The sequence below is a fragment of the Streptomyces sp. NPDC053432 genome (assembly GCF_055585365.1).
This window is the reverse complement of record NZ_JBVJKF010000034.1, coordinates 24,597-48,853: the sequence shown is the minus strand read 5'-3', so window position 1 is coordinate 48,853 and position 24,257 is coordinate 24,597. Positions and strand designations below refer to the sequence as shown.

23 protein-coding genes and 1 pseudogene are annotated in these 24,257 nt (G+C 74.1%); 8 read left to right on the top strand and 16 right to left on the bottom strand.

All coding sequences use genetic code 11. The features are described from left to right. Positions 1 to 114 precede the first annotated feature (114 nt). From ACZ6Y1_RS35385 to ACZ6Y1_RS35375, 3 genes are read right to left on the bottom strand one after another with little or no spacing between them, the layout of a single operon-like run. Complete coding sequence (locus tag ACZ6Y1_RS35385; RefSeq protein WP_469639852.1) at positions 115 to 906, bottom strand: alpha/beta fold hydrolase; 792 nt, start codon at positions 904 to 906, stop codon at positions 115 to 117. Between the two features lie 36 nt (positions 907 to 942). Next, entirely contained in the window at positions 943 to 1,563 is a 621-nt protein-coding gene (locus ACZ6Y1_RS35380) for a TOPRIM nucleotidyl transferase/hydrolase domain-containing protein (protein WP_469639850.1), read from the bottom strand. A gap of 55 nt (positions 1,564 to 1,618) precedes the next feature. Further along, complete coding sequence (locus ACZ6Y1_RS35375; RefSeq protein ID WP_469639847.1) at positions 1,619 to 2,428, bottom strand: SDR family NAD(P)-dependent oxidoreductase; 810 nt, start codon at positions 2,426 to 2,428, stop codon at positions 1,619 to 1,621. A 195-nt stretch (positions 2,429 to 2,623) separates the two neighbouring features. On the opposite strand from ACZ6Y1_RS35375, the gene ACZ6Y1_RS35370 reads away from it, so the two are divergent. The 3 genes from ACZ6Y1_RS35370 to ACZ6Y1_RS35360 all read left to right on the top strand — a co-directional run bounded on the left by ACZ6Y1_RS35370 (position 2,624) and on the right by ACZ6Y1_RS35360 (position 5,214). Further along, positions 2,624 to 3,220 (top strand): TetR/AcrR family transcriptional regulator, encoded by a 597-nt coding sequence (locus ACZ6Y1_RS35370; RefSeq protein WP_469639845.1) that lies wholly within the window; start codon positions 2,624 to 2,626, stop codon positions 3,218 to 3,220. Positions 3,221 to 3,310: 90 nt separating this feature from the next. Then, a complete protein-coding gene (locus tag ACZ6Y1_RS35365) occupies positions 3,311 to 3,817 on the top strand; it encodes a DinB family protein (RefSeq protein ID WP_469639843.1) in 507 nt (168 codons plus the stop codon). Between the two features lie 206 nt (positions 3,818 to 4,023). After that, positions 4,024 to 5,214, top strand: coding sequence for a cytochrome P450 (locus tag ACZ6Y1_RS35360; RefSeq protein ID WP_469639841.1), 1,191 nt, complete (start codon positions 4,024 to 4,026; stop codon positions 5,212 to 5,214). 19 nt (positions 5,215 to 5,233) lie between these two features. Here ACZ6Y1_RS35360 and ACZ6Y1_RS35355 read toward each other — a convergent pair whose 3' ends face one another. Next, positions 5,234 to 5,722 carry a hypothetical protein gene (locus tag ACZ6Y1_RS35355; protein WP_469639838.1) on the bottom strand — a complete coding sequence of 163 codons (489 nt, stop codon included), beginning with the start codon at positions 5,720 to 5,722 and terminating at the stop codon, positions 5,234 to 5,236. Positions 5,723 to 5,927: 205 nt separating this feature from the next. Here ACZ6Y1_RS35355 and ACZ6Y1_RS35350 point away from each other — a divergent pair, with 205 nt between their 5' ends. Beyond that, on the top strand, positions 5,928 to 7,559 hold the full coding sequence (locus ACZ6Y1_RS35350; protein ID WP_469639836.1) for a serine/threonine-protein kinase: 1,632 nt from the start codon (positions 5,928 to 5,930) through the stop codon (positions 7,557 to 7,559). A gap of 109 nt (positions 7,560 to 7,668) precedes the next feature. Here ACZ6Y1_RS35350 and ACZ6Y1_RS35345 read toward each other — a convergent pair whose 3' ends face one another. Beyond that, the gene (locus tag ACZ6Y1_RS35345; protein WP_469639834.1) at positions 7,669 to 9,042 is read right to left on the bottom strand and encodes an FAD-dependent oxidoreductase; all 1,374 of its coding nucleotides are present in this window, start codon (positions 9,040 to 9,042) and stop codon (positions 7,669 to 7,671) included. Between the two features lie 164 nt (positions 9,043 to 9,206). Here ACZ6Y1_RS35345 and ACZ6Y1_RS35340 point away from each other — a divergent pair, with 164 nt between their 5' ends. Further along, positions 9,207 to 9,650, top strand: a complete 444-nt coding sequence (locus ACZ6Y1_RS35340; protein ID WP_469639831.1) for a hypothetical protein — start codon at positions 9,207 to 9,209, stop codon at positions 9,648 to 9,650. A 17-nt stretch (positions 9,651 to 9,667) separates the two neighbouring features. Here ACZ6Y1_RS35340 and ACZ6Y1_RS35335 read toward each other — a convergent pair whose 3' ends face one another. The 9 genes and pseudogenes from ACZ6Y1_RS35335 to ACZ6Y1_RS35295 form a co-directional block, all read right to left on the bottom strand. After that, positions 9,668 to 10,591: a glycoside hydrolase family 26 protein gene (locus tag ACZ6Y1_RS35335; RefSeq protein WP_469639877.1), complete on the bottom strand. Its 924-nt coding sequence runs from the start codon at positions 10,589 to 10,591 to the stop codon at positions 9,668 to 9,670. Between the two features lie 313 nt (positions 10,592 to 10,904). After that, positions 10,905 to 12,146, bottom strand: a complete 1,242-nt coding sequence (locus tag ACZ6Y1_RS35330; RefSeq protein WP_469639829.1) for a GNAT family N-acetyltransferase — start codon at positions 12,144 to 12,146, stop codon at positions 10,905 to 10,907. A gap of 145 nt (positions 12,147 to 12,291) precedes the next feature. Further along, complete coding sequence (locus ACZ6Y1_RS35325) at positions 12,292 to 13,479, bottom strand: vWA domain-containing protein (RefSeq protein ID WP_469639827.1); 1,188 nt, start codon at positions 13,477 to 13,479, stop codon at positions 12,292 to 12,294. 14 nt (positions 13,480 to 13,493) lie between these two features. Then, the gene (locus ACZ6Y1_RS35320; RefSeq protein ID WP_469639825.1) at positions 13,494 to 14,693 is read right to left on the bottom strand and encodes an AAA family ATPase; all 1,200 of its coding nucleotides are present in this window, start codon (positions 14,691 to 14,693) and stop codon (positions 13,494 to 13,496) included. Beyond that, a complete protein-coding gene (locus tag ACZ6Y1_RS35315) occupies positions 14,690 to 16,381 on the bottom strand; it encodes an ankyrin repeat domain-containing protein (RefSeq protein WP_469639823.1) in 1,692 nt (563 codons plus the stop codon). The genes ACZ6Y1_RS35320 and ACZ6Y1_RS35315 overlap by 4 nt, the downstream gene beginning before the upstream one ends. Further along, positions 16,378 to 17,514: a leucine-rich repeat domain-containing protein gene (locus tag ACZ6Y1_RS35310; RefSeq protein ID WP_469639822.1), complete on the bottom strand. Its 1,137-nt coding sequence runs from the start codon at positions 17,512 to 17,514 to the stop codon at positions 16,378 to 16,380. Before ACZ6Y1_RS35310 ends, ACZ6Y1_RS35315 begins: the two co-directional genes overlap by 4 nt. A gap of 73 nt (positions 17,515 to 17,587) precedes the next feature. Beyond that, positions 17,588 to 17,660 (bottom strand): annotated as a pseudogene (locus tag ACZ6Y1_RS35305). Between the two features lie 103 nt (positions 17,661 to 17,763). Then, positions 17,764 to 18,306: an NUDIX domain-containing protein gene (locus ACZ6Y1_RS35300; protein ID WP_469639820.1), complete on the bottom strand. Its 543-nt coding sequence runs from the start codon at positions 18,304 to 18,306 to the stop codon at positions 17,764 to 17,766. Between the two features lie 141 nt (positions 18,307 to 18,447). After that, a complete protein-coding gene (locus ACZ6Y1_RS35295; protein WP_469639818.1) occupies positions 18,448 to 19,239 on the bottom strand; it encodes an MBL fold metallo-hydrolase in 792 nt (263 codons plus the stop codon). Between the two features lie 84 nt (positions 19,240 to 19,323). Between ACZ6Y1_RS35295 and ACZ6Y1_RS35290 the strand changes: the two genes are divergently transcribed. Next, a complete protein-coding gene (locus tag ACZ6Y1_RS35290) occupies positions 19,324 to 19,923 on the top strand; it encodes a CGNR zinc finger domain-containing protein (protein ID WP_469639816.1) in 600 nt (199 codons plus the stop codon). A gap of 112 nt (positions 19,924 to 20,035) precedes the next feature. Here the strand turns inward: ACZ6Y1_RS35290 and ACZ6Y1_RS35285 are convergent, their stop codons facing one another. Both ACZ6Y1_RS35285 and ACZ6Y1_RS35280 read right to left on the bottom strand, forming a co-directional pair. Next, positions 20,036 to 21,211 (bottom strand): UDP-N-acetylglucosamine--N-acetylmuramyl-(pentapeptide) pyrophosphoryl-undecaprenol N-acetylglucosamine transferase, encoded by a 1,176-nt coding sequence (locus tag ACZ6Y1_RS35285; RefSeq protein WP_469639813.1) that lies wholly within the window; start codon positions 21,209 to 21,211, stop codon positions 20,036 to 20,038. A 66-nt stretch (positions 21,212 to 21,277) separates the two neighbouring features. Continuing rightward, complete coding sequence (locus tag ACZ6Y1_RS35280; RefSeq protein ID WP_469639811.1) at positions 21,278 to 21,979, bottom strand: NADPH-dependent F420 reductase; 702 nt, start codon at positions 21,977 to 21,979, stop codon at positions 21,278 to 21,280. Between the two features lie 188 nt (positions 21,980 to 22,167). On the opposite strand from ACZ6Y1_RS35280, the gene ACZ6Y1_RS35275 reads away from it, so the two are divergent. Together ACZ6Y1_RS35275 and ACZ6Y1_RS35270 are read left to right on the top strand one after the other, a co-directional pair. Next, positions 22,168 to 23,589 (top strand): M1 family metallopeptidase, encoded by a 1,422-nt coding sequence (locus tag ACZ6Y1_RS35275; RefSeq protein WP_469639809.1) that lies wholly within the window; start codon positions 22,168 to 22,170, stop codon positions 23,587 to 23,589. Between the two features lie 158 nt (positions 23,590 to 23,747). After that, positions 23,748 to 24,122, top strand: a complete 375-nt coding sequence (locus ACZ6Y1_RS35270; RefSeq protein ID WP_469639806.1) for a roadblock/LC7 domain-containing protein — start codon at positions 23,748 to 23,750, stop codon at positions 24,120 to 24,122. Positions 24,123 to 24,257: the final 135 nt, after the last annotated feature.

Below are 24,257 nucleotides of genomic sequence, written 5' to 3'. Positions count from 1 at the left end.
GAATGATAGACACCGGGCGAACCGGGACGATACCCGGAGGAACGGGCGGACGATCGCGGGGGTCCGTGCGGCGCCCGTCCCGGACGCGCGACCGGTGTCGTACGTGTTCCGGGTTCAGGGGCGGCCCGCGCGCCCGACCCGTACGAGCCACTCGGCGAGCAGGGCGCGCAGGAGTTCCGGCTGTTCGTGGGGCAGGGCGTGTCCCGCGTCGTCGAGCACGGCGAGCGAGGCGTGCGGGTACCGGCCGGCGAGGTCGGTGGCGGCGGCGTACCCGACCGTCGAGTCCAGCCGCCCCGCCACGATCACCGTCGGACCCCCGTAGACCTCGGACGGGCCGGGGGCGAGTGCCCACCGTTCACCGATGCGGTCCAGCGCTGCCTGGTCGACGAGCTCCGCGGCCGGGACGACGTGACGCTCGTACCGTTCGAGCATCTCCGGGGACTGGATGACGAAGTAGCCGCGGAAGACCTCGTCCCCGAGCTCGCCCGTTCCGGCGACGACACGGTGCTCCGGTACGTCGCGCACTCCGGCCGACAGCGGGCAGACGAGTGCCAGACCCGCGACCCGCTCAGGGCGCCTCGCGGCCATCCCCTGCGCGAAGTACGCGCCCGCGGAGTGCCCGACGAGGAGGTACGGGGTCCCGCCGAAGGCCTCGTCCGCGAAGGCGAGCAGCGTGTCGAGGACGTCGTCGGCACCGCGCAGTGCTTCGGGAGCGGGAGTCCGGCCCATGCCGGGGAGGTCGGGATACAGCCGGCGCAGCCCCGCGACGCCGTCGAAGGCGGGCTCGAAGCACGCCTCGGCCTCACGGTGGTCGACGCCGGCGCCGTGGAGGACGAGCACGGGGCGGCCGGCTCCCGGCCCGTGCTCCACGTAGTGGACCAGCACCTGGCCCGCCCGGAGATCCATCCCCGCATGCTATGGGCGTCTCCTCCCGCGCGCCGGTCACAGGCTCGCGAGGAGGCCCTCCAGAGGGGTGGGCACCGCGTCGAGGTCCAGGGCCTCGACGAGGAGGTGACCGTAGCGGATCTTCCGGCCCTTCTTCGTCCCCAGGAAGCGCCTCAACTGCTGCTGCCGGGAGCGGCCGTGCTGTGCGGGCTGACGCAGGAAGGTCTGCCAGGCGCGGAGGTCGCCCTCGGCCCCGACGATCTCCTCGACCCGCGCGGTGCCCAGGGTCCGGATGAGCTCCTCCTCCAGGTCCGCCACGCACACGAAGATCCCTCCGAGGGGTGCCCGCGCCCGCTCCAGGCCGCGCTCGTAGAAGCCCCGCTCGCGCTCGTCGCACAGACCGGTCAGGCGCAGGCCGAGGCCGGTCGGCCCGAGGAGTCCGGCGTAGCGGCCGATGTTCATGGCCCCTCCCATCGACACGACGCACACCCCCTCGGAGGCCAGGTCGCGGCCGCGCCGCGCGGCGAGGGTCTCGACGGCCGCGAGGTCGCTGGCCCCTTCCAGCAGTACCGCCGTCCGTATCCGCAGCCGGTCGACCAGCTCGCCCGCCGGCCCGCCCGGGCCGCCGGCCGCCCAACTGCCGATCTCGTTCCTGAGCGCGTCCATCTCCACCACCATGGGGGTGAGTCTGCTGGTTCGGACGGCGGCGCGGTACGGAATATCCGGCGCCGCGTCACACCGCCGTCCGCTGCCCGTCCTCGCGCACGTCCCGGACGCCGCGCGAGACGCGCTCGGCGATCGCCGCGACCATCGCGCGCGGCCGTCGGGGGGCCAGGTGGGCGGTCACCGCGTTGCTCAGACCCGGTGTGACGTAGGCCCGGTCGGAGTCGAGGGCGCGCAGTGCGGAGCGGACCACCGCCTGGGGCAGGGCGAACGAGCCGGTCACGGCGGCCTTCCGGGTCCCTATGACGTCGAAGAAGCCCGTCTCCACCGGTCCGGGGCAGAGCGCGAGCACGCGGATGCCGCGCCGCCGGTACTCCTGGCGGAGCGCGAGGCTGAAGTCGAGCACGAAGGTCTTGGAAGCGCCGTAGACGGCGAAGTACGGCGTCGGCTGGAAGGCGGCGGTGGACGCCACGTTGATCACCGAGCCCTGGCCGCGCGCGAGCATGCCGGGCAGCAGTTCATGGGTGAGGCCGACGAGCGAGACCACGTTGACCATCAGCTGCTCGTGGTCGCGCTGTCCGTCGGTGTGCTCGAACCGGCCGCACGTGCCGAATCCGGCGTTGTTGACCAGCAGGTCCACGTGCAGGCCCCGTTCGGCCAGTTCGGCTCCGACCCTGCGGGCGGCGTCCGGCTCGGCGAGGTCCTGGACCAGGACGTGGGCCCGCACGCCGTGGGTGTCGCCGAGCCGGTCGGCGAGGGCGGCCAGCCGGTCGGCCGACCGCGCGACCAGGACGAGGTCGTGGCCGCGGGCGGCGAGTTGCTCGGCGAACTCGGCGCCGAGGCCCGAGGACGCGCCGGTGATGAGAGCAGTTGTAGGCACGGTGGTGCTCCTTCGCTCGTGTTCTGGAGGAAACGCGGGATGAGCAGGGCACATCGGTCGGCATGACGACGCGGGCCCTATCTGTGACACGAGAGTATCCGATGTTGCTCAATCTGCAACAGTGCTGTGTCAGTTAATGGGTGATCCGCTCCCGCGCTGTAACGTCTCCCTGGACGACACGGCTGGAGGTACGAGATGAGCAAGACGGCGGGCCGCCCGCTGCGGGCCGACGCCGAACGCAGCGTCCGCGCGATCCTGGCGGCCGCGGAGCGCGTCCTGGCCCAGAACCCGGCCGCGTCGATGGAACAGGTCGCGGAGGCCGCCGGAGTGACCCGGACCACCGTCCACCGGCGGTTCGCCAGCCGGCAGGCCCTCGTCGACGCCCTGGCGGCGGAGGCTGCGTCGAAGCTCGCGGAGGCCATCGACGACGGTCATCCCGAGACGGCCCCGCCTCTGGTCGCGCTGCACCGCGCCACCGCCAACGTGCTACGGGTCAAGGGGGCCTGGGGGTTCGCCCTCGGGCCGGCCCTGGCGCAGAGCGAGGAGGCCGCGCGTACGCACCAGGAGATCGCCCTCCGGTGCACCGAGCTGCTCGGGCGGCTCCAGGATGAGGGTGTGATCGCGCCGGACGCCGACCTGGAGTGGGTGCGCCGTGTCTTCTACGCCCTCATCAGCGAGGTTCTGCACGGCGGGGAACACGCCCCGCGCGGGGACGGCGAGCGCGACCCCGACGCCCTCGCGACCTCCATCGTCGACACCCTCCTCCACGGCGTCGGCCCGCGTCCTTCCTGACGCGGGCGACGACTCGGCGATCGCCGGAACCGGCCCGGCATCTCGATAAATGCCTCGACACGGGTCACGTGATCGGGAACCCTTCCCGCGATGACCAGAACCGATGACACGCCGCCCGCGTGGGACGAGCGCACCCAGCTCACCACGTTCCTCGACTACGCACGCGACACCGCCCGCGCCAAGTGCGAGGGGCTCTCGGCCGACGACGCGCGCAAGGCGCTCCTGCCGGGCTCACCGCTGATGACCGTGAGCGGACTGATCAACCACCTCCGCTGGGTCGAGTACTTCTGGTTCCAGGTGGTCTTCCTCGGTGAGGAGGACCGGGGCCCCTGGACCGAGGAGGACCCCGACCGCGAGATGCGCATCGCCGTCGACTACCCGCTCGCGCAACTGCTCGGTGAGTACACCGAACAGAGCGCCCGCCACCGCGAGCTGGTCGCCGGGAACGCGCTGGACGCGCGGGCGAAGCGGGCGGTCCGTGACGGCCTCCATGTCGACCTGCGCTGGATCCTCCTGCACCTCACCGAGGAGACGGCCCGTCACAACGGCCACCTGGACATCCTGCGCGAGATGCTCGACGGCACGACCGGAGAGTAGGCCGGGGAGGGCGTCGGCGCCAGTGTCGGCACCGGTGCCTTCACCGCCGCCCATTGCAACGGTCCATTGCATTCAAGCTCAACCCATTGCACTGATTATGCCGCTCTGACCTGCATAAATGCCTCCAGGCTAATTGCCCCCCTTCTGAATGCAACGTAGCTTTCGGCAGGAGTCAAACGCCTGATGTCGCGAGATGAGGAATGGTCATGAGCGAATCCGTCCACACCGTCCCGGCGATGCCGACGGAGCGTCAGCCCGGCTGTCCGTTCGACCCGCCGGCAGAGCTGCTCGACGCCCGTCGGCACGGACCCATCAGCCGCCACATCCATCCCGGCGGCAGGCCGGGCTGGCTGATCACCGGATACGACCTGGTCAGGTCGGTCCTGGCCGACCCGCGGTTCAGCTCGCGCAAAGAGCTCCTGAACGTGGTCGACTTCGAGATTCCGCCCGCGCCGCCCGGCGAGTTCCTCCTCATGGACGAACCGCAGCACGGGCGCTACCGCAAGCCGCTGGTCGGCAAGTTCACCGCGCGGCGGATGCGCCTGCTCACCGAGCGCATCGAGCAGATCACCGCCGACTGCCTGGACGCCATGGCGCAGGCCGGGCCCACAGTGGACCTGGTGGCCGCCTTCGCCAAGCCCATCCCCACCATCGTCATCTGCGAGCTGCTGGGGGTGCCGTACGAGGACCGCGACTCCTTCCAGGAACAGATCGACATGTTCATGAGCGGGGAGACGAACGACGAGGACCTGCTGGCGGCCTACACCGCCACCCAGGAGTACCTCGCACGGCTCGTGGCCGCCAAGCGCGCCAACCCCACCGACGACGTGCTCAGCGAACTCACCGAGGGCGACCTGACCGACGAGGAGCTGCAGGGGATCGCGGTCATCCTCCTGGCGGCCGGCTTCGACACCACCGCCAACATGCTGTCCCTCGGCGTCTTCGCGCTGCTGCAGAACCCGGAGCAACTGGCCGCGCTGCGCGCCGATCCCGCGCTCATCGATCCGGCCGTCGAGGAACTGCTGCGATACCTGAGCGTCGCCAAGTCGTTCATGCGGACCGCGCTGGAGGACGTCGAGGTGGGCGGCCAGACCATCGAGGCCGGCACGACCGTCGTCCTCTCGTACAACACCGCCAACCGTGACCCCGAACGGTTCACCGAGCCCCACGCGCTCGACCTGCGCAGGGAGGACGGCGGGCACCTGGCGTTCGGCCACGGGCTCCACCTGTGCCTGGGCGCGCAGCTGGCCCGCATCGAGATGCGCGTCGCGCTCTCCGCGCTGCTGAGCCGCTTCCCCACGCTGCGCCTCGCCGTACCGGCAGAGGACGTCTCCCTGCGTCCGGAGACCGCGGACATCTACGGGGTGAAGAGCCTCCCCGTCACCTGGGACGCGTGACCCGGCGCCGGACGCGCCGTCAGTACACGAGCTTGTACGTCACGTCCTTGGACACGGGGGCGGGTGAGGTGTCCGTGTACAGGAGCCGGATCGTGGAGTAGCGCTGGAGGCCCGGGTTCTCGGGCCACACCTGCGGATTGCTCAGGGTCACCGACACCGGGTACGAGCGGAACCGGCCGGCCGCGCAGTAGGGGCGGCAGTCGTTCACCATGTCGACGCCGGTGGCGGTCGCCGTCTTCGCCCCCCAGCTGTCCCAGCGGAGCCCCACGAGGCGGTTGTTCCCGTCACCGCAGGCCAGGAGGTACTCCGTGGGGCGGATCTGCGGCTGGGAGGAACAGTCGACGACCACGACGGGGGCCGCCGGGTCCAGCGGCCGGGCCGCTGCGGCGGAGTGCGCCGAGGCCGGGATCCCGGAGGCGGCCAGAGCCGCCGCGGAGCACAGCAGGGTGGCCGTCCGCACCCGGCGCCGGGATCTGCGCACGGGACGGTCGGCTGCGGATGCGTTCACGGAAACCTGCCTCCCCGCCGTCGTTGTCGCGGCCCTCCCAGCTTCCCCCATCCGTGGGGACCGCGCACCCGCAGGCGGCGGCGGCCCGGCGGGCGGGGCGGAACGAAGCCCGCGGGCCCGCCCGTGGGAGGGCTCGTCCCTTAGGGTGACCACGGGACGGACCGTGCAGCGCGCGGCCCGCGCGCGACGGGGGACGGGGGAGTCGGTGGAGCTTTTGCGGCCCGGTGACCGGCCGGAGATCGGGGGGTACCGCCTGCTGGCGCGCCTCGGCTCGGGAGGGATGGGCGAGGTGTTCCTGGCCCGGACGGCATCCGGGCGGCCGCTGGCCCTCAAGACCGTGCACCGGGAGCTGAGCCTGGAGCCGGACTTCGCCGACCGGTTCGCCCGCGAGATCACCACCAATGACCGCGTGCGCAGCGCGTGGACGGTCTCGGTGGTGGATTTCAGCCCGCCGGGCGAGTTGCCCCAGTGGCTGGCGACGGAGTACGTGGCCGCGCCGACGCTGGGGGACTGGGTGCAGCGGCACGGGCCCCTCGCCGCGCCTGCCGTGGAGCGGCTGGCCCGGGAGCTGGCGGCCGCGCTGGTCACCGTACGGGCCACCGGCGTCGTCCACCGCGACATCAAGCCGGCCAACGTACTGCTCGGTCGGGAGCGGCCCTTCCTCATCGACTTCGGCATCGCCCGCGCCGTGCGCGACCCGCGCCACACGCGGACGGGCACGGTCATCGGCACGCCCGGCTACCTCGCGCCCGAGCAGGCGACGGGCGCCGTGGCATCGGCGCCGGCGGACGTCTTCTCCCTGGCCGCCGTCCTCGTCCACGCGGCCACCGGCCGCAGTCCGTTCCTGGCGCACGGCGAGGAGGTGGACCTGCCCGCCCTCCTGTACCGGATCGTGCACGACGAGCCCGTCCTCGACGGCGTCCCGGAACAGTTGCTGCCGCTGGTGCGGCAGTGCCTGGAGAAGGACCCGGCACGGCGTCCGACCGCCGAGGAGGTGCGGGCGCGGCTCGGCGAAGCGGCCGACGGGGAGGACTGGACCGGCGTGATGCCGCGGGAGCTCATTGCGGACGTCGGCCGCAGGGAGGCCGAACTGCGGCAACTCCTGGCCGCGTCGCAGCCGTCCGTCCAAGCCGCCGCCGGGACCGGCGCCCCGCCGCTCTCCCCGGCCCCGCTCCCGCTGCCGCCCCCGCCGCAGTCGGCTCCCCTCCCCGCCCCCGGCGCGCCCGTGACCCCGTCCACCGCGCCCGCCGCTCCCGGGGCCGTCGACGGCCCGGCGTCCCGCCGGTCCCGGGTGATCGGCGCGGCCGCCGGTGCTGCGGTCCTCGCCGTGGTCGTCGCGCTCGCGGCCCGGTACGCGGGGGGCGGCGACGGAGGCGGGGCGACGCCGTCCACCCGCTCGCCCGTACCGACGTCGTCCGCGCAGGCGTCCTCGGCGGCGGGGCTGCCGCAGGCGTGGGTCGGTACCTGGTCCGGCACCGGGCCCGGGACGCCGGAGGCGGACGGGGTCTCCCGGGCGAGGACGGGCGAGTTCGCCGTCACCGTCACCCTGCACGCCGGGGCGGTGGGCGAGGTCGTGGGCCGGCAGGTCAGCGACGTAAAGGAGGTCTCCACCGGGCGGAACCTGGGGTGCACGGAAGCCCTGGAGCTGCGTCAGATCGGGGCCGACAGGGCGGTCTTCGCGGCGGTGACCAGCCACCCGACCGACCGCGGGGCCACCTTCGACTGCCCCCGGGGCAACCTCTACGTGCTGAGCCTGACCGAACCGGACCGCCTGACCCTGGAGTCGGAGGGAGCGCAGTCGGCCGGAGCTCCCCCCTCGCTGACCCGCCGCCCCTGACCGCCAGCCCTTGACCCGCCGCCCCGTACGCGCGAGGCACGTGTCCCCGTACGCCCACGCCCTTCCCGGCCGCCACGCGGTGACGCGGCGCCGGCCGAACGGGTCGGCTTCAGCCCGGGATGAGCGCGTCCCACTGATCGCGGGTCGGGCCGTCGTGCTCCGGCGTGAAGTCCGGGCGGGCCGCCAGCCAGGCCGTGACGCGTCCGTCCACCTCGTCCGCGCCGTAGGCGTCGGCGGCGGGCCGCAGCAGGTGGCGGACCTGGGCCCGGGCCCGCATGACGACGGGATCCTCGAAGGCGCACACGGCCAGGGCGGCGGCCCGCCGGTCGGAAACGGGTGAACTCTCCGCGAGGCGACGCTCGTTGGCGCGGTCGGCCGTCACCTGTGCCTCGTACCACGGCCGGAGGGCCTGCGCCGTCCAGGCGTGGTAGCCGGTCGGATCCTGGGCTGTCCCGTCGGCATGGGCGGCGAGGTACTGGGCGGCGCGCAGGCCGAGGGCCACGCCGTGGCCGAGGGTGGGATTGGTGTGGACGAGGCTGTCCCCGGTGTTGACCAGGCCGGTGACGACGGGGCCGTCGGCGTCGGTGAGGGAGGTCCAGCGATTGTCCAGGCCGGCCATCGCCAGGACCCCGGACCGCGGTTCGGGAGCCAGGCCGAGCCAGGCCGCGGTCGCCGGGAAGCGGCGGGCGGCGGCCTCGAACACCGAGGGATCGGTGAGCGCGCCGCGGGTCGGATCACCCGTGGAGAGGACGAGGTGCAGCGCGAAGGTGTCGTTGTCGGAGGGGAAGACGCCCGCGAGCGCGAACGGCGACGCGGAGCCGGTCCTCACCCGGCCCGGGTCCCGCGGGCCGTCGGCGCGCAGCCGGTACCAGCGGCACAGGTACGCGATCCCGGCACGGTGGCTGTCGACCACGGGCGGCCGGCAGCCGGCCCCGGCCAGCCAGGCGGGCACCGGCGTCCGGCGGCCGGACGCGTCGACGACGAGGTCCGCCGGGTGGCTCCGCGCACCCGCCCGCACTCCGGTGACCCGGGCAGGGCGGCCCTCCTCGAAGGTGAGGCCGTGCACCCGGCAGCCCCGCCGCACGTCGACGGCGGGTTCGCGCCGTACGGCCGCCGTCAGGGCGGCCTCCAGCACGATCCTGCGGGTGCGCAGGGTCACCAGGTCCTCGTCGCCGGCCCGGTGCGGCGGGTGTTCGCCGAACCAGTCGAAGTCGTGGTACTCCCGGGCCCCGCGCGCCAGCAGGTCCTCGTAGACGTCGGGGGTTTCGGTGCGCAGCACCGTGCGTACGGGTGCGAGGAAGGAGTGGGGCTGGACGGCTTGTGGGACCCAGGGCCGCTTCCAGTCGTAGAAGTCCTCGTCCAGGTGGTCCCCGGCCTGCCGCGCGTCCTGTTCGAACAACGTGACCGGGTGGCCCCGCCGGCCGAGCATGAGGGCCGTCGCCAGCCCGCTGATACCGCCACCTATGATCGCAACCCGCGCCACTCGAGCTCCCGTTCGCCTCGCGTCGTGTTGCGGGTCGAGCCTACTGCCTGTTGATCTCCGGTCGCGAGCCGCAAATGCTGTGTCCTGAAACTCAGTTCGGGCGTCGGCCCTCCCCGGCCCGCCCGTGCCTGGCAGTATCGGCACCACCGGACAAGGGGGGTCCCATGCGGGTGCGCGCCAGACTGCTCATCGCCGCCGTCGTCGCCGTCGCCACCGGAGCGCTGCTCACGGGGTGCGGTTCGAGCCCGGCCGAGGAGCTGGAGGACTGGTGGTCCTCGGGCGGCGACAAGAGGATCAAGGCACTCGCCGACACCGCGGGCCGGGTCAACGAGGTCAGCGTGCGCCCGATGGACACCTGGGGCACCGCCTGCCAGGAGCTGCTGGCCGAGGTGGCGAAGGCCAAGAAGCAGGGCACCCCACCGAGCGACAAGGCCCGGGGCTTCTGGACCGAGGCCCTGACCGCCTTCGAGCACGGGGGCGGCGAGTGCGTCGAGGGAGCCGGCAGGAAAGACTCGCCCCGGGCCTCCGAGGGCATCCGCGAGGTGCAGACGGGCATCAGCCGGCTGGCGTCCGCCACCGCCATGATCAGGAGCGACCTGAAGGCCTAGTGCGTGACCCGGCCGGATCAGCGCCGCGGGGACAGCAACTCGCGGTAGACCCGAGCGGAGTCGGGGTTCTCGGCGCACTGCCACACGCCGTGCGGGCAGTAGTCGGTGATGCTGTGGTACAGCGGCCCGTGCTCGGCGATCCACGCCAGCATGCGCCGCACGTACTCGGCGTTGTCGCCGTTGCGGAACAGCCCCCACTCGGGGTACGAGATCCGCTTGCGGTGCGCCTTCGCGAAGTCGACCTGGGCCTGCAGCCCGTACGGCTGGCGGACCTGGTCGTCGAAGTCCTCGCCCGGCGGCTGGTCGTAGCTGTCCATGCCGATGACGTCGACCACGTCGTCGCCCGGGTAGCACCGCGGCCACGCGATCGCGTCACCGCCGCGATTGGGGGCGAAGTCGAAACGGAACCGCTGCCCCCGCACCGAGCGCATGGCACCCACGATCCGCCGCCAGTACCGCTTCCAGTTGTCGGGGTCGGGCCGGCACCGGTGGGTGTAGTTGAAGCCGTTCATCTCCCAGCCGAGCACGACCACCGTGTCCGGCACCCCGAGCGCCACCAGACGCTCGCCCAGCCGCCGGAAGTGGTGGTCGTACTCACCCCGCGCGCCGGAACGGATCAGCCCGGCCACCCGGTCGTCGGGGACACCGGCCTCGTTGCGCTCCAGCATCGGCACGTTCAGGACGAACAGCCGATCGGCCCGCGCCCTGCGCCACTGCGCCCAGGTGCGCAGGGAGTCGGGCGCCCCCTCGATGTTCTCCCAGGTGTCGCCGGGCAGGTACGTGTGCCCGGCACGCAGTTGCGTACCGCCGAGCCAGCGTGAGAACTCCTGCATCCGCTCGACACCCGGCGAGCCGTAGTGCAGGTACGCGCCCACCGCGACCTCGGTGCCGGGACTGCCGCCGGACCCCTCCCGCGGCCGTGTCGCGGAGCACCCGGTCATGAGCAGACCGGCCGCGACCGTACTCGTGCAGGCGCGCACCAGCCAGCGGCCCCGACGGGACATGGTGCCTCCACACGCTTCGCGGACCCTTCTGCCTGCGGGCGACGTTAGCCACCCCACCCGCCTCCCGGCCCGCCCGGCGCCCCCGCACTGAGCCATTTGCGGCAGCCGGCCGCCTTCCCTTGGCCCAGCCGGGCGATGGGCGGTGGTCGCCACCGAGGCCGTCAACGCTCCGGCCGGTGCCGGATCCGACCACGGGCCCGTCGTCGCCGCCTTCGACTTCCACTGAGCCCGAAGGCCGCCCACCGTCCGGTCAGAACCAGTGCAGGCAGTGCGGGGAGCGCTCCGTCCGGAACAGCGTGTCCGCCAGGGCCGCCGCGCCCGGGCCGTGGGCCCGTACGTGGCCGGCGCGCACGAGGGTGCTCGGGGCGGTGCCGCCGAGGTAGACTGAGGCCAGGTCGCTCACGTCCAGGGACAGATCGGGCTCCCGGTCCGTCGTGACGCAGTCGGCCTTGCCGTCCCGGACGGTCAGCAGGTAGCGGCCGTGCTCGGCGAGGAACCGGTCCTCGACGTCGAGGACGATCTCGCCGTCCGCGAACCAGCCGCGCGCGGTCAGCGCCCCCGGGACGTCCAGCAGCCGCACCCACAGCCAGTCGCCGACCCCCGTCACCTCGCCGCCCCGGAAGTCCTCGAACTGCCAGCGCAGCGGATGGTCGGTCGGGACGTGCTTGAAGGACACCTGGTTGACGAGGTCGTGCTCCAGCAGGAACCGGGCCAGGGCCGTGTGGACGGCGTCGTCGACGGCTATGGTCTCGTCGACCTTCATGGTCCTGGAGGCCCCCGGCTCGATCGTGTAACTGGCGTACCCGTCCGGGACCCCCTCGGCGTCCCGGTGGACGGCCACGTACCGCGGCGTCGGGGAGACCGGGGGCTGTCCCGCACGCAGGGACCACCAGCGGTGCGGGCGGGACAGCGCCCCGGGCTGCGCGCGGCGGTACCGGTCGTAGACCTCCTCGAGGATCCCGGCGCAGTCGGTGCTCCGCAGCACCTCGACCGACCCGGACGCCCCACTCCCGGCGGCCCGGTCGTCGGCGGCGCCGCGTGCCCGGGGAACCGCGAGGGCCGCCCGGTGGCGCGGCACCGTCAGCCCCGCCGTGTACGTGGCCGGACCGTAGCCGAACCTGCGGTAGATCAGGGCCTCGGAGGCCAGCAGCACGGAGAGGAACTCCCCGCGGGCGCGCAGCTCGGCGAGCTGATGCCGCATCAGCGCGCTCAGCACGCCCCGGCGTCGGTGCGAGGGCAGGACGCCGACGCCGGTCACCCCGGAGACCGGTACGAGGTGCTCGCCGGGCAGGGTGAGCTCGAAGGAGTACGCGGCGGCGGTGCCGACCGGCTTCCCGTCGGCCGCCACAGCGAGCAGGCCGCGGTCCATCTCCAGCGCCGACCACCAGAGTCCGCCACCGTCGACCGGGGTTTCCGGGTGGAAGCCGAACGCGGCGTGCATGGTGTCGACGAAGACGTCGAGGTCCTGATCGGTCGTGTTGCGGATCTCCATTTTTGCTGCGGCGCCTTCCATGGATGCATGCGGACACCACCCCGCGCGGTGTCCCGGCCACCATGCAGCGCCGACCCGCGGCCGGGTCAACCGATTTACGGCCGCGGCCGCGCCCGCGGATCCGCGGGCCGGCCGGCCCGCGGGGTCAGTGGGTCGGCAGGGCGACGCGTACCGCCTCCACCCACGGCGGTGGCGCGGGCGGATCCTCCCCGACCAGCGCGGCGATCAGCCGGCAGGACAGCGTCTCCTCCGGCCACGGCGTGTAGCCGTCGGTCAGCACGATCACGACGTTCGGCCGGTCCGGCAGGGCCAGCGCCGCGTCGACGCCGACCCGCATGTCCGTGCCCCCGCCGCCGGCCAGGGTCACCTCTTCGGCGCTGCGGACCCGGGTCACGGCGTGCACGTCCGCGTCGCAGGCGAGGACCGCGACCCGGTTGCCGCCCACGCCCACCTCCCGCAGGACGCCGGTGACTTCGGCGAGCGCGGCCGCGAGGTCGTCGGGGCCCATCGAGCCCGAGGTGTCGATGACGACCGCCACCCGGGGCAGCGGTCTGCGCAGGCTGGGGAGGACCACCCGGCCGCCGAGCGCGGGAGTACGCCGCGAGGGGCGCCGGTACGTGTAGTCCACGGCGCCCGCCGCCCAGGCGGCGGCCTCGCGGACCGCCCCGGACAGGACCTCGCGCCAGTCCACGGTGGGCTCCAGCAGTTCCTCCGCCCACCGGGTCCAGCCCTCGGGGACCCGGCCCCGGGCGCGCTGGTGGGCCCGTACGGCCTGGGCGGTCTGCCGGCGCAGCGCCTCGGCCTCCACGGAGCCGACCCGGGCGGGGCCGCCGTCCTCGCCCAGCTCCCAGGGGCCCGGCACGCCGTGCGCGCCGGAACCGCAGTCCGGGCCGTGCGGGGTCGGGGGGATCGCCGGCAGGTAGCTCTCGAACATGCCGCCCGTGGGCAGGCCGTAGTGCCTGGGCTCCACGCGGCCCTCGGGCAGCGCCAGCCCGTCGGCGAGCAGGTCGTCGTTGATCTCGCAGTCCTGCGCGATGTTGACCCGGACCCGGTCGCGCTGGTCGGCGGCGGGCAGCCGCTCGGCTCGGCCGTGGTGGTCGCGCAGCAGGTGCGCCACCTCGTGGATCCACACCCCGGCCAGCTCGACCACCGGCGTCGCCTCCACGAAGGCGGGCGAGACGTAGCACCGCCAGTGCCGGTCGACGCCCATGGTGCTCAGCCCCTCCGACGGCACCACCGTCAGCGCGTACAGGGCCGAAGCCAGGTACGGACGGGACTCGGCGGCCTTGTAACGGGCCGCCAGCAGCTTCGCGCGGTCCAGCTGCGGGCGCACGGCGGGCCCCGGGTTCAGCCGCCGCCCGGCAAGGAGCCGGACAGCTGGAGCAGTTCCACGAAGGCGTCGATCCCGGCGGGCACCGGCCAGTCGAGGTCGCGCATCGCGGCGAGGTCGGCGGCGGCCCGCGCGGCGACGTCGGGCACGCCCGCGTCCACGGCCTTGGCCAGGACCGCCCAGCCCGCCTCCCAGCGGGGCCGGGTGAGCTCGCTCTGCACGGCGGCGACCACGGCGATCAGGAAGGCCAGCTGCCGGTCGCCGCGCTCGGGCAGGGCGAAGGCGTCCGGGTCGGCCAGCACCCGGTCCGGGTCGGGCAGGTCGAGGTGCTCCAGGTACGAGAGCAGCTCGATCCCCGCGGCCTCACCGACGGCGCCGGTGAGCGCGGCGGCCAGCGCCTCCCGGCCCACCCCGGCCGCGTACCCCGTGGCCAGCAGCCGCAGGGCCATCTCCCAGGTGCGCGGGGAGGGCCAGCCGCGGCCACGCCCCGCGGCCTCGGCCGGCATGTGGTGGACCAGGCCCGGCCGGGCGGTGAGGAACCCGGAGACGACGCCACGGGCCCGGGCGGCCGCACCCGAGGCCTTGGCGGGATCCACGGCGGGGATCGCCACCTCGGGCCAGGTGCCGGCCATGCCGCGGGCCACCGTGCGCGGGTCGTGCGTCCAGTCGAGGTGGACGAAGCGGTTGGCGAGCGGCGGGCTGAGGTGCCAGCCGTCGGCGGCGCTGGCGGGCGGATTGGCCGCGGCGACGATCCGTACCGCGGCCGGGAGTTCGAGACTGCCGACCCGGCGCTCCAGTACCACGCGCAGCAGGGCCGCCTGCACGGCCGGCGGGGCGGAGGACAACTCGTCGAAGAACAGCAGCCCGTGGCCGGTACGGGCGAGGCGCACCGCCCAGTCCGGAGGGGCCATGGGGACACCGGTGGTGGCGGGGTCCTCGCCGACGATGGGCAGCCCGGCGAAGTCGGAGGGCTCGTGGACGCTGGCGATCACGGTCTCCAGCCGCACGCCGAGCGCGGTGGCGAGCTGCTCCATGCCGGCGGACTTGCCGATACCGGGCTCACCCCAGAGCAGCACGGGCTGATTGGCCGTCACGGCCAGTGCCAGTGCCTCCAGTTGGGGGTTGGTGGCGGGCTCGGTGCGGGTGGCGGCGAGCCGGGCGCCCAGGGCGTCGGCGGCGGCCAGGGCGTGTGAGGGCTGGGGCCGGTTCGCACTCATGCGTCTTCGTCCTCGTCCTCGTCCTCGTCGTCCTCTTCGTCTTCCTCGCGGTACTCCATGTGCTCGTCGAACCAGTCCGCGCCGATGTCGGGGAACTCCTCGTCGACGCGCTCCTGCAGGAAGACGAGGTCCTTGCGCTTGTAGCGGCGGATCTCCTGGGACAGCGAGAGTTCCATCTCTTCGGTGACGTCGATCCGGGAGCCGGCCTCCAGCAGGGCCCGCACCAGATCCGCGGAACCGCCCCAGTGCACCGCGGAGAGCAGCGGCGTCCGCTGGTTCTTGTCCCGGGCCTCCAGGTCGAGTCCGGCCGCCAGCAGCCGGGGCAGGAGCGCCTCGTGGTCGAGCAGGTGGAGGCAGTGCAGCAGGCCGCGGCCGCGGGCGTCCCGGATCCGGGGGTCCACGCCCGCGTCCAGCAGGGCCGTCACACCGGGCGTGTCCCCGTGCTGGACGCGCAGGAAGAGTTCGCCCCGCTGGGCCCGCAGGGCCCGGGGCAGCCGCCCCTCGCCCGTGGTCCAGCTCTGCTGCACGGCGAAGCACCCGGAGACCGCGCCGCCGAAGGCCCGCATCGCGCGCTCGCGTTGCTGCTCCTCCGGGGTGTGCGGCACGTCGAGCACGCCGTCGCGCGAGCGCACCTCGTGCCATCCGCCGTGGCAGCGCACCCGCACCGGCGCGCCCGCGTCGGGGCCGGGCGGGCCCTCGGCGGGTCCGGCGTCGGGGAACAGCGCGGCGGCCACCAGCGGGTGCAGCTCGCGCGGGGTCGTCCGGCCGGTGCGCACCAGTGCGAGGTCGGGGAGCGGCTGGTAGGCGTACCGGGGCATGGGCGGGACGGCGAGCCCCTCGTTCCGGCCGATGATGCGGGCCCGGAGCCGGTCGGGGCCGGCGTGTTCCAGCAGGACGTGGGAGTACCAGCCGGTCGGGATCCGGTACCGGTCGCCCGCCCCGGCCGCCACGAGCCGCGTCACCTCGGGCGCGAGCCGGGAGAGGTCGACCCGGATCCCCGCGAGGGCGGTCTTCGCGTCCGTGGGGCGCCCGTACGGCGGGGCCGGGGGGTCGGTCAGGTCGCACTCGATGCCCGCGGCCGCGTAGGCCGCGAGGGTCTCCCCGTCGGCGCGCAGGCGGGCGATCCGCTCGCGCAGCCCCTCGGGGACCGTGAAGTGCGCGCCCAGCTCGGACGCGAACCGGGCGTCCCAGAACGGCCGGACCGCTTCCCAGTGCTCCCGGACGAAGCCCTGGCCCGTGTACGAGTTGCGCTTCTCGGCGGCGAGCAGCGGCTCGCAGTGCAGGCTGAGCCGCTGCGAGCCCTCGGTCATGAGGGGCGTGGTGACCGACAGGGCCGGGCCGTCCGGGCCGCCGTAGGAGGCGAGCACGACGCGCAGGTCGGTGGCGAGGGTGGTGCGGCCGCCCAGGTACCGGGGCAGGTGCCAGCGCAGCAGGTCGGGGGCGAAGTTGCGCAGGTCCTCGGCGAGCGCCTCGGCGACGGCGGAGCCGTGGCGGGCCTCCACCTCGGCCGGCTCGAAACGGACGTCCACGGCGGCGGCCGCGCAGGCGGCCCGCCAGTCACCGGCCAGGCGGTGCGCGGTGGCCTGCTCGATCATCCAGCGGGGCACGGCGTAGCGGCGGATCCGCTGCCATGCCGGTCCGTCCTCCCACGCGGAGCCGACGGGCTGTCCGGTGTTGTCGTCGCTCACCGGTACACGCTGCCGATCGCACGCAGGTCGGGGTGGGCGGCCCGGGCGGGGCGGAGCCGTTCGGTGAAGGAGCGCTTCACCCGGCGGGGCAGGCCGGGGCCGAGGCCGACGTACTCCAGGGGGCTGTCGGCGGGCACCGCGGCGAGCAGGCTCTTCGCGCCGCGTCCGGTGAGGCCGGTGTGGCGCAGCTCCAGACGGCGCAGCGGGCTGCCCGGGAGGGCGGCGGCCAGGGCGTACGCCCCTTCGTCGCCGGGGTCGTTGCCCGGGGCCCCGAGGCTGCGCTCGGACATGGTGCGGCCGAGGTCGAGGGCTTCGATGCCGTCGAGGGACGCGGCGAGGGAGCGCGCTCCGGCGGCGCCTATGCCGTTGCCGCCGAGCCCGAGGCGGACCGGGTGGCCGGCATCGTCCGCGGCGGAGGCGAGGGCGGCGGCGCCCTGGTCACCGAGGTGGTTGGCAGGGACGTACAGTTCGCGCACCCCGGCTTCCCGGATGAGGGCGGCGAGCAGCGGGGCCGCGTCGGGGCCGAGGCCGTTGCCGCCGAGGAAGAGCCGTTCCAGGGGCTGCCCGCGGTCCAGCAGGGCGTCGAGCAGGAGGCGTACTCCGTCGGCGCCGATCCCGGTGTTGACCAGGTCGAGGGTGCGCAGGGCGGAGTTGCGGCGCAGCAGAGCGGCCAGGGTCCGGGCGCCGTCCGCGTGGAGCGGGTTGCGCTTGAGCCAGAGGGCGCGGACGGTGGTGTCGTCGGCGAGCGCGCCGGCGAGGGCGTCCACACCGTCGGGGCCTATGCGGTTGCAGCCGAGGTAGAGGGTGTGCAGCCCGTGGCCGGCGGTGAGGGTCGCGGCCAGGGTGCGGGCGCCCGCGTCGCCGATGGCGTTGGTCCCGAGCAGCAGGTGGGTGGCATGGGCCGAGGCGGCCGCGGCCGGCAGCAGCCGGGCCGCTCCCTCCGGGCCGAGTCCCTGCTTGCAGAGGTCGGCGCGGCCGTCGGTGCGCAGGGTCCCGAGCGGGAAGGTCTCGTCGGTCTCGACGGGCCGGTCCGCGGCGAGCCGGGCGAGCAGCGGGCCGAGGCCGGCGGGGTCGGCCGGCGGCATGTCGGGGTGCTCGATCGCAGGGCAACGTACGGGTGTCGGCTGTGTCATCACCACTCCACCGGTTCCTTCGCCGGTGCCCGGCGTCCAACACGACTTGAGACGAGAACTGCACAAGTAGACGCAAGACCGGTCGGATTCGAACCGACGTCCTCCAGCTCGATGCGTGGGCGCGACGACCTCTGCGCTACGGCCTTGCTGTCGGGGATCATACCCGTCCCGCGGCCGAAATCCGATCATCAGTTTGAGCGGTGGACGCCCCGGAGGGGCGGGACGGCCGCGCGGGCGGGCCCGCCGGGATCAGACCCACGTCCAGTCGGCGTCGGTGACGGCGCCCAAATCGGCATCCGTGACGGTCGCGCGCGGGTGGTCCAGGGCGGCGAGGGCGGAACCGATGGGCGGGAAGACCGGCAGTCCGGCGGTCCTGCGGTAGTCGATCCACTCGATGACGCCCACCTCGTGGCCGCCGTCGGGGAGTTCGTCCAACTCCTGCACGGCCAGGCGCGCACGGACCTCCGGGGTGATGTGCAGACGGTAGATCAGGTGGAGCTTGCGCGGGGGAGGAGTGGGACCCGGGCGGCTGACGCGCTGGTCGACGACCCACAGGAGGTCACCGCCCTCGGCCCGGTCCACGTCGAGGCCGAGTTCCTCGGCGAGTTCGCGGCGCAGGGCGTGCCGGAAGTCCTCCCCGTCCTCGACGTTGCCCCCGGGCGGGGAGTAGTGGGTGGAGTCCGCGCGGTCGCGCCGGATGAGGGCGACCTCGTCGCCGCAGAAGACGAGGGCTCCGGTACGGACCTTGAGGCGGGAGAAGGGGGTGGCCGGTCGATCGGGCGGGTGCGTCATGAGGGCCAGTATCCCGGCCTGCCGCCCACGACCGCTTGCGCGCCACCTGCCTCCGGCCGGCGGCCGGTCGGGGCCGGTCCGGCGCGGACCGGGGCCGGTCCGGACTGCTGGGTGCGGCCCGGCCCGGCCCCGCCGGAACGGTCAGCCCCGGGCGCCCAGGTCCAGCCGGTCGAGCAGCCCGGAGGCGGTGAAGGCGGCGACCAGTTCGTCGCGTCCCTCGGTGAAGTGCCCCCAGCTGTCGTAGTGGACGGGAACCACCCTGCGCGCACCGAGGATCCCGGCGGCCTCCGCCGCCTGCGCGCTGTCGAGGACGAGCAGCCCGCCCCCGAAGAGCTGCGGGAAGCGCGGCGCCCCCGCGAACAGGATGGCGGTGTCCACCGGGCCGAACCGGTCGGCGATCTCCTTCACCAGGCCGAGCGAGGCGTTGTCGCCGCTGACGTAGACCGTCGGCAGGTCCTGCCCGGTGAGGACGAACCCGACGACCTGCCCGGTGAACGGCTCGACCTCGTCGCGCGTTCCGGGCCCGTGCAGGGCGGGCACGCCCGTGACCGTGACCGTGCCGCCGCCGGGGCGGTCCAGGTCGACCGTCTCCCAGTCGGCGAGCCCCCTGGCACCCCCGCCGAGGCGCCGGCCGCCCCCGGGGGTGGTCAGGGTCAGGGGGACGCCGGCGAGCAGTGCCCGGCCGGACTCGTCGAGGTTGTCGGGGTGTTCGTCGTGCGAGAGCAGGACCACGTCTATGCGGCCGAGGTCGGCCGGTGCGGCGGAGGCGGGCGCCGTCTTGGTCAGTCGCCGGCCGCTCGGCATGGGGTACTCGCGCGGCGCGTCGAAGGTGGGGTCGGTCAGGAACCGCAGGCCGCCGTACTCGAAGAGAGCGGTCGGGCCGCCGAGGACGCGGACGGGGAACTGCTCGACGGGCGTGCTGGTGTCAACCATCAGAACCTCACGGATGAGTGGTGGGCTATCCGTGATGATCATAGGGGGCTCTCACGGATGGACGCAATGGGTACCATGAGAACCATGAGTGAGATCCCGGCAGCCGCCTCCGTGCCACCGCCCGCGCCGGGGGCGGAGGACCACCTCGCCCTCGACTTCGTCAACAGCGCCGTAGCGCTGCCCAGCGGGCAGTTCACGGATGCGCTCGGCACGCCCGAGAGCGCGAACCGCTGGCTGACCGCACACGGCCTCGCGCCGGCCGACGCCGGGATCCGGGAGATGTGCGCGACGCAGCTGCGCTCGATGCGCGAGCACCTCAGGGCGCTGTTCGCCGCCCGTGCCGACGGGCTGCCCGCCCTGCCCGCGGCGCTCTCCGCGGTCAACGACGCGATGAGCAAGGCCCCCACGGCCGCCCTGCTGTACTGGGACGAGAAGAGCGGCCCCTACCGCGTGGCCCCGTGCCCGACCAACGCGATCCTCGACCGCGCCCTCGCGACCCTCGCCGCCGACGCGGCCGATCTCCTCACCGGCCCCGACGCCGAACGCCTCACCGCCTGCGGGTCGAGCCCCTGCAACCGCTACCTGCTGCGCAACGGCCGCCGCCACTGGTGTTCCACCCGCTGTGGCGACCGCGCCCGCGCCGCCCGCGCGTACGCCCGACGCGCCCAGCCGCAGACGGACTGACGGAAGCGGACCGGCGGAAGCGGACCGGCGGAGGCGGAAACGACGGACCCGTGTTCCGGGCGGTCATGCCGCCCGGAACACGGGTCCGGTGGGGTTCGCCGGGGTCCGGCCCTCAGCCGGTCGCCGCCGACAGCAGGACGTCGACGAGCCGGTCCGCGGCGTCCGGCCTTCCGTACGCCCGGGCCCGCTCCGCCATCGCCGTCCGCAGGGCCGGGTCGGTCAGCAGCGGGCCGACCGCGCCCTGCAGGCTCTGCGGGGTGACCTCGCCGAGCAGCGCGACCGCCGCTCCCGCGTCCGCGAGGTGCTGGGCGTTGTGCGCCTGCTCGTTCCCGGCCGACGTGGCGAGCGGCACGAACACAGCGGGCTTGCCCAGCGCGGTCAGCTCGGCCAGGGTGCCGGCGCCGCTGCGGGACACCACGACGTCCGCCAGTGCCAGGACGTCCGGCAGCTCCGCCCCGACGAACCCGGTCAGGTGGTACCGGGAGGCGAGGACCGGGTCGAGCGCCGAGGCGGCGGCGCGCAGCTCGTCCACGTTCGCGGGGCCGCACTGGTGGATCACGTTCGCGTGGGCCAGCAGCCACGGCAGCACGTCGCGCACCACGCCGTTGATCTGCTGGGCGCCCTGCGCCCCGCCGGTCACGTAGACCGTGGGCAGACGCCGGTCGAAACCGGTGAGGTCCAACGCGTGCAGGGCCTTCTCGGCGTGGCCGGTGAGGACCTCGGGCCGGACCGGGTTGCCGGTGACGACCGCACGGTCGCGGACCTCGGCGGGCAGCAGCGGCAGCGAGGACTCCGAGGACACCGCGATCCGCGTGGCCGAACCGGCCAGCTTGCGGTTGGCCAGCCCCAGCCGGACGGTCTGCTCGTGCAGGACCAGCGGGCGCCGGCACAGGCGCGCGGCCAGACCGGCGGGCACCGCCACGTACCCGCCCGTCGCGAGGACGACGTCCGGCTGGAACTCCGAGACGATGGCCCGGGCCTGGGCCACCCCGAGCGGCACCTTCGCCATGTCCTTCACGTTCGCCGCCGACAGCATCTTGAGCGGGTTCGCCGAACGGCGGATCTTCCCCGTGGCGACCGTCTTGAAGGCGATGCCCTCCGCCGGGGCGACGCGTGCCTCCAGGCCGTCGGCGGTCCCGATCCACAGGACGTCGAGCGTGCCGCCCGCGGCTGCGAGGCGGCCCTGCAGCGTACGGATCGCGGTGAGGGCCGGGTAGGTGTGGCCACCCGTCCCTCCACCCGTGACGAGCAGCCGGAACGAATGCGGGAGCGCGGAGGAAGTGTTCATTCCGTGCACCCTACTTCCTGTTCCCGGCCACCCGTCGGTCAGGCGCCGCCGGTCAGGAGTCCCCGGTCAGGCGCCCGTCGGGCGGACCGCCTTCGTCAGGGCGGCGCGCAGGGTGTCCGCGTCCGCGACCGCCCCCGGGTCGGCCGGGTCGATGCCCGGTCCGTCGGTGACGGTCATGTACGGGAGGGCGTAGGCGGGGGTGTCCCGCTGGAAGCGCCAGCTGTCGGCCAGGGTTCCCGCGTCCACCGGCTCGAAGCCCAGCAGGTCGACGAGGGCGGCCGCGGACTGCTTCGCCGCCGGGTCATCGCCCGCGAGCAGCAGCCCCGAGCGGTCGGCCGCCCCCGCCGGGCGGGCGAGGCCGGCCAGGTGCTTGAAGAAGATGTTGTTGAACACCTTGACCACGTGGGCCCCGGCCAGGTGCTCCTGGACCAGCTCGCTCGTGGTGCTCTCCTCCGCCTCCAGGGCCGGGAGGACCCCGTCGCGCTCCGGGTAGTAGTTCATCGTGTCGAGTACGACCTTGCCGGCGAGCGCGGCCGCCGGAAGGTCCCGGTACTTCCCCAGCGGGATGGTCACCACCACCCAGTCGCCCGCGGCCGCCGCCTCCGCGGGGGTGGCCGCCCGGGCCCGCGGCCCGAGCTCGGAGACCAGGCCGCTCAGCGACTCCGGTCCCCGGGAATTGCTCAGCACCACGTCGAGCCCGGCGTCCACGGCCAGCCGCGCGAGGGTGCCACCGATGTTTCCGCTGCCGATCAGTCCAAGGGTTGCCATACCCCCCTCAACGCGCCCGGGCCCGCGGCTGTTCCGCCCCCCGGGGGCCGGCCGCTGCGCACGCCGTACTCCATGAAGTCGGCCCTCCGGCAGTCGGGTTGAGCTCGAACAGGGGTATGGGAAAGGCCGCGGGGGTCCCGTAGCGTCTGCGGCGCGCATGCTCATCACCACGACCTCGGGGGCGGACCATGGAACGGAGCGGGCGCGGACTGGCGGGCCTGGTGCTCGCGGCACTCCTGGCGGTGACCGGGCTCGCCGCCCCGGCCTCCGCTGCGGCCGGGGCCGCGGCGGCGGGGGCCGCGACGACGGGGGCCGGCGACGAGGGCGCCGCCCCGTCGAGGCCCTCGTACCGCGCGGACCTGCGCGCCGACGCCACCGGCGACCGGTGGACCGGCCGCGAGACGGTCACCTTCGGGAACCGTTCCGCCGAGCCGCTGCGCGAGGTCCACGTCCGCCTCTGGGGCGACGGCACCGACGGCTGCGGCACCCCGCGGCAACCCTCCCCGGTCCGGATCGACCGGGTGACCGGAGGCACCCCGCAGGCCCCGTCCGTCGGATGCACCGCGGTACGGATCGCGCTGCCCGCCCCGCTGCCGCCCGGCGGCCGGGCCACCGTCGGCTTCGACGTCTCGATCACCGTCCCGGAGCGGCTGCACCGCTTCGGACGGGACGGCGCCCACCGCTACCTCGGCAACGCGCTGCCGGTGCTGGCCGTCCGCGACGCGCGGGGCTGGCACCTGGACCCCCACGTCGACCGGGGCGAGAGCTACTACACCCTGGCCTCCGACTTCGGCGTGACCCTCGACCACCCGGCCGGGCTGAGGGTCCCGGCGACCGGTACCACCACCACCCGGCCGGGCGCCCCCGGCCGCAGCGTCACCACCAGCACCGCGCGCCAGGTACGGGACTTCGCGTGGGCGGCCGGCCCGTTCCGCGGCGGCGCGGCCACGTCTCCGGGCGGCGTCACCGTGCGCGCGTACTGGACGGACGGCACTCCGGACGCGTGGGTGGGCACCGCCCGCGCCGAGGCGCTCCGAGCCGTCGACGCCCTGGGGAAGCGCTTCGGCCGCTACCCCTACGGCGAGGTCGACGTGGTCCTCAGCGACCGCTTCGCACCCATCGGCAGCATGGAGTTCCCCGGCCTGGTCCTGGTCTGGGCCGACGAGCAGGGCGGCGCCGTCGTCCACGAGCTGGCCCACCAGTGGTGGTACGGGATCGTCGGCAATGACGAGTACGCCTCGCCGTGGCTGGACGAGGCCTTCGCCGTGTACTCCGGCGACCTGCTCGCGGGGGACGCCGGCGCGTACTGCGCGGAGGTCGTCAACTGGGAGAACGACACCCAGGCCGTCACCAACTCGATGGGCTACTGGAACGCCTACGGCCCAGGCTGGAGCCGCTTCGTCTACGCCTACGGCGCGTGCGTGCTGCACGACCTGGAGAGGGTGCTGGGCTCCCCGGCGATGGCCGGCATGCTGCGGCGCTATGTGCGCGACCACTGGTACGGGGTCTCCACGACCGAGGCCTTCCAGCGCGCCGCGCAGGCGGTGACGACCACGGACCTCACCTCGTTCTGGCGCGAGCACCGGGTCCGCACGGCGACGGCCTCATGAGGCGCGGCGGCGCATTCTAGGGTGCGGACGATCGTTTTCCGCCGATTACCCGTTCTTCACCGCCCTCCTGACGCGCAGTGGGTAGCGTCTGCGGTCATCACCTGGCGGGAGCTTCTGAACTCCGCCGGGGCCGTCGAGAGTCGAGGGAGCGAGTACTGATGGTGAGCGTGGAGACGTCTCTGAAGGAGGCGATGACCTCGATCGAGGGGACCGTGGGGGTCGCGCTGGTCGACTACACGAGCGGTATGGCACTGGGAACACTGGGCGGGGGCAAGGACCTCGACCTGGAAGTGGCCGCGGCCGGCAACACCGACGTGATCCGGGCGAAGACCCGCACGATGGAGATGCTGGGCCTCAAGGAGGACATCGAGGACGTACTCATCACCCTCGGCGCCCAGTACCACCTCATCCGGCTGATCAAGGGCCGAGGGGGCAACGGCCTGTTCCTGTACCTGGTCCTGGACAAGGCCAGGGCGAACCTGGCCATGGCGCGGCACCAGCTCAAGCGCATCGAGGCGGAGCTGGAGCTCTAACCGTTCGTCCCGCATCCCGGCTTCGCACGCCCACGAGTTGAAAGAATCTTCAACTCGGCACATCTGAAAGTGATCAGCCGCGAGTGGGCCGGGGCCGGGAAGCGGGAGGATGGCTTTGAGCTGGACGTCGCCGGT

Coding starts and splice junctions, on each gene's coding strand:
- ACZ6Y1_RS35275 (WP_469639809.1), top strand. CDS start 22,168: ATGGAACGGAGCGGGCGCGGACTGGCGGGCCTGGTGCTCGCGGCACTC.
- ACZ6Y1_RS35300 (WP_469639820.1), bottom strand. CDS start 18,306: ATGACGCACCCGCCCGATCGACCGGCCACCCCCTTCTCCCGCCTCAAG.
- ACZ6Y1_RS35380 (WP_469639850.1), bottom strand. CDS start 1,563: ATGGTGGTGGAGATGGACGCGCTCAGGAACGAGATCGGCAGTTGGGCG.
- ACZ6Y1_RS35335 (WP_469639877.1), bottom strand. CDS start 10,591: ATGACCGGGTGCTCCGCGACACGGCCGCGGGAGGGGTCCGGCGGCAGT.
- ACZ6Y1_RS35365 (WP_469639843.1), top strand. CDS start 3,311: ATGACCAGAACCGATGACACGCCGCCCGCGTGGGACGAGCGCACCCAG.
- ACZ6Y1_RS35370 (WP_469639845.1), top strand. CDS start 2,624: ATGAGCAAGACGGCGGGCCGCCCGCTGCGGGCCGACGCCGAACGCAGC.
- ACZ6Y1_RS35320 (WP_469639825.1), bottom strand. CDS start 14,693: ATGAGTGCGAACCGGCCCCAGCCCTCACACGCCCTGGCCGCCGCCGAC.
- ACZ6Y1_RS35280 (WP_469639811.1), bottom strand. CDS start 21,979: ATGGCAACCCTTGGACTGATCGGCAGCGGAAACATCGGTGGCACCCTC.
- ACZ6Y1_RS35360 (WP_469639841.1), top strand. CDS start 4,024: ATGAGCGAATCCGTCCACACCGTCCCGGCGATGCCGACGGAGCGTCAG.
- ACZ6Y1_RS35310 (WP_469639822.1), bottom strand. CDS start 17,514: ATGACACAGCCGACACCCGTACGTTGCCCTGCGATCGAGCACCCCGAC.
- ACZ6Y1_RS35295 (WP_469639818.1), bottom strand. CDS start 19,239: ATGGTTGACACCAGCACGCCCGTCGAGCAGTTCCCCGTCCGCGTCCTC.
- ACZ6Y1_RS35270 (WP_469639806.1), top strand. CDS start 23,748: ATGGTGAGCGTGGAGACGTCTCTGAAGGAGGCGATGACCTCGATCGAG.
- ACZ6Y1_RS35340 (WP_469639831.1), top strand. CDS start 9,207: ATGCGGGTGCGCGCCAGACTGCTCATCGCCGCCGTCGTCGCCGTCGCC.
- ACZ6Y1_RS35290 (WP_469639816.1), top strand. CDS start 19,324: ATGAGTGAGATCCCGGCAGCCGCCTCCGTGCCACCGCCCGCGCCGGGG.
- ACZ6Y1_RS35285 (WP_469639813.1), bottom strand. CDS start 21,211: ATGAACACTTCCTCCGCGCTCCCGCATTCGTTCCGGCTGCTCGTCACG.
- ACZ6Y1_RS35385 (WP_469639852.1), bottom strand. CDS start 906: ATGGATCTCCGGGCGGGCCAGGTGCTGGTCCACTACGTGGAGCACGGG.
- ACZ6Y1_RS35330 (WP_469639829.1), bottom strand. CDS start 12,146: ATGGAGATCCGCAACACGACCGATCAGGACCTCGACGTCTTCGTCGAC.